Annotated in this window: 3 protein-coding genes; 1 reads left to right on the top strand and 2 read right to left on the bottom strand. The window is 58.7% G+C overall.

The genetic code is table 11. The annotated features are described in order from the left end of the window. Positions 1-191 (top strand): hypothetical protein (locus VGG64_10690; protein HEY1600061.1); only part of this gene is annotated, 191 nt, incomplete at its 5' end. 170 nt (positions 192-361) lie between these two features. Here the strand turns inward: VGG64_10690 and VGG64_10685 are convergent. Both VGG64_10685 and VGG64_10680 read right to left on the bottom strand, forming a co-directional pair. Beyond that, positions 362-688, bottom strand: coding sequence for a hypothetical protein (locus VGG64_10685; protein HEY1600060.1), 327 nt, complete (start codon positions 686-688; stop codon positions 362-364). A gap of 20 nt (positions 689-708) precedes the next feature. Continuing rightward, the gene (locus VGG64_10680; protein ID HEY1600059.1) at positions 709-1,245 is read right to left on the bottom strand and encodes a right-handed parallel beta-helix repeat-containing protein; all 537 of its coding nucleotides are present in this window, start codon (positions 1,243-1,245) and stop codon (positions 709-711) included. Between the last annotated feature and the right edge of the window lie 2,179 nt (positions 1,246-3,424).

Here is a 3,424-nt window from a genome sequence, read left to right as displayed (position 1 = left end):
ACCCTCAAGGCGACCGCGATTTGCTGCAGGCGACTGGCACTGACCCGGTTGTCGCCTCTCTCGTATTTGCCAATCTGCTGCACGGCGACACCGACCTTGTCGGCCAATTGTTGCTGCGTCAGACTCAGCGCGAGCCGCTGTTCCCGTATTCGCATGCCGACGTGCTTGTCAGCTGGTGCCGGGTGTTTTGATGCCATTGGCAAAGACTGCCAAGCTGGCGGACCTCGCGCAACGCTGGATCGTCCCTGACAGGGCCAGCGACGGTGCCGAAGCTGCTGGCACGCGACGAGGCCCGGCGCATCGCTGCCAACATAGCGAAGCTGCCGAGCCTGTTGTGGCGGAGTTAGAAGGCCGCTACCTCTCATTGCTGCGTAATGGTCCCGTTGGGCACGGTCGAGCCGTTGACCGCCACCTTGTTGTCGCCGCTGGTGGCGATCACGCCGCCCGAGATCGAGTAGTTCGTAGTGTTGTCGTAGATCACGTTGCGGGAAATGCGGATGACGCCCCCCGCCGTCGCGAAGGCCGTATGGTTGTTTGAGACGGAGGATGAGTCGATGTCCAGCACGGTACCGGCGCCGCCCGAATTGACACCGACGCCGGCCGCGTTGGCGATCACAGAACCGGTCACCGTGAAAAAGACGGAGCCGCCATTGGTCGTGATGCCATCCCCTGACATTTTTGCGATCATGGTCCGATCGATCGATCCGTTCACGGCGCCCCGGTTGGTGCAAAGCTGATGCCGTTGGCGACGTTTCTGATGGTGGTGTTTCTGACGTTGAGAACCATATTGGCCGAGGTCGTTACGCTGATGCCACTTTGCGACCAATTCTCGGTCACGCAATCTTCGAGGTTCACAACCGCGGCCGCTTCAATGTGAATGCCGTTTTGGCCGCAAATCGGCTGGTCCGACAGGCTGGTGGGTGAGCCAGAGATGTTGATGTCGCGAAGCGTAACGACGCCGCCCGGAGCGTTTATGACGATGCCGTCCTCTGCACAAGGCTCTGTTGACGGTATGGCGGCTACAAGTCGGTCATGACAATCGATGGTGACGGCTTGTGTAATGTTGATGGGCGAAACGTTGAAAGATCCTGTATCAAGGCAAACGACTGCTCCGCCCGCAACTGTAACCGACAGGGCCCTGTCGATGGTTTGGCACGGCGCGCCCATCTGGCAACCGCTCGATGTGTTCGCATCGTTGCCCGAGCTTGAAACAAATGTTTGAATTTTTGTTGTTTGGGCGACCACCGCGTGCAGGAAGTTTAGCGCCCGCCGATGGCAGCCTTGCTGCGGTCGCCTGCTAGGAGTTCGGCTGCTCCCGCCCCAAACAGCTGGGATCAAGCTAGCGAAGCCGCCGCCAGTGGTAAAGACGCTGCGCGGCCAAAGGCCCGGCGCATAAGGCGAGCCGGAAACTTCGTTGCTCGCAGCGGGCAGTGAGGCGGCGGGTCATACAAATATAATTTTTGACCAAAAAGCAGGCCCGCGCTTCGCTGCCGAAGCGCGGGCCAGTTCCTGCGATTAATTGCCGGGTGATGGTGTCGTTGCTTCGCAGGCTAAGCGGGATCAAGTGCGTCTGATTCGACCTCAGTCGGGTCGACGCCATGCGTAAAGTCATTGATCCCCGACGACGCCATGGTCCGGACCGCTAGGCGGTTGGGTAATTAGCGTTAATTTTTACTTAATCTTTAGCAGACAGGCTTGAAGCGGTGGGGGGAGCAGAGGAGAACTCTCATGCTCCACATCATGCTTGCGTGCGCTCGCACACATCAGTTCGTTTCGACGGGGATTGAGACCGACATCGACACTTTTATTGCTCTCCCGGAAGTGCTGTCCCTGATGCACTGTCCTGCGTGCGGTAACACGCACCATTGGACAAAGAGTGAGACGTGGATTTGTCAGGGCGACGGCAAACTACCTGCTCGAGTTCTCGACACCTGAGTACGCGTCGCACCACCTGCGAGTTTTTACACAACGCCTGGAGGTTGGATGTTTGGGCTTGAAGAGGACCTATGTCCCGTTGGAGACGAATTATTCGGTGAACTATACCGCAGCAGCAAGCAGGGCCTGCCTGTGCTCGTGGCAACTGTGCCTCCGGACACAAGAGCGATGCTCGCTCTGTTCTGCTATCGACGCAGTCACCTTCACGAGATGGGATTGGCAATTGCGGTGAGTTGCAATGAAGACGACTTGGTCTGGTCGGGTGGAAGAGCTGGCGCTGCCCTATTCGCAAGATCCAGAGAAGGATCGCCCAGCGCGGCCCGCGGCGTCGCTCACCGACACTCCGCCGCCCGTTTAACTGCCGGGCCGCCGGATTTTCGGTTTTGACCCAATCGTCGACCCGGCCGGCTTTGTATAGTGAGCTGGGGCTCGTCGCGCGACTTCGTCGGGGATATAGCCTCTGTCCAGCGGTTCTTGATCTTGAAGCCCTTCTGAATAAGCCGCCGATCGCCGCACATTGAGCACGACAACAGCATTGGTAGTCGCAACGCCTTGGCCGCACCGATATGGCGGCAGTTCGCGCAAATAAGGGTGACCAACGTCATAGTGGAGCGATCAGGGCCGCGCATTCGTGAGTAGAGCGGAGCCCCGACGCCTGCGCAACTACGAAAGCGCCGGGGCTCGGTTCAGATGGAAAACGCAAACAGAGTGCCAACTGTCCCGCAAAGGACGATGGTGCAAATCAGTTAGCAGCGGCTTAAGGGCGGATGGCCGGCTGGCACCATAACCCCGCCTACTCTGATGATGATGATTGCGGCCCGTTCGACTGGGCTGAGCCGCTCCAGCTAGTGCCAAGGCTGAAGCCGATCATCACTACAATTATCAGGGCGGCCGCTGTCGCGCTCCACCGGATAAAACGCGGTGAAGGTTCTGGAATTAGCGGCCTTTTTACCTGACTGCGAGGTGGCATAAAAACCTAAGTTTGAAAGCTGCGTATTGTTCCGTGGGCGCGCTGCCCGTTACTTTCTGACGGGTGTAGCCGCCGCGGCCAAGATTGGCATCAAGGTCCGTTGGAAGGATGAGGCCCATGCGCGAACCCGGACGGCTAATAAGGGTGAGTACTCACCGCAGCGATACGGAAGCGGTTTCATACATCGTCGCTCTGGCGGATCCTGCCGACGCAATAAAATTGATCCGATGCCAAGCCGCAGGGCCCCACGGTCAGATCGAGGATATGGGCCGCGTCACCTCTGCCATCCTAGAGACGCTGAAACTCGGACCGGGGCAATTTATGCGCGCTTAGGCGGCTGGCTAGCTCAGGCCAGTCACCAGAGAAAAGAAAGAGTCGCGGCGGCCGCAACGACGAAGATTAGAAGCACTGCAAGTATATCAGTTTTCCACGCGCCTTCCGGCTCCCCGTCGGGGCTTTTCGTCGCCGATCATAATCCGCTGGCGCTCTTTATGCTGTGCCCTAGGGTGCAGCGACAGG

The sequence above is a fragment of the Pirellulales bacterium genome (assembly GCA_036490175.1).
GTDB lineage: Bacteria > Planctomycetota > Planctomycetia > Pirellulales > JACPPG01 > JACPPG01.
Note: the sequence above shows the minus strand (reverse complement) of the source record. Positions and strands in the feature narration are given on the sequence as shown.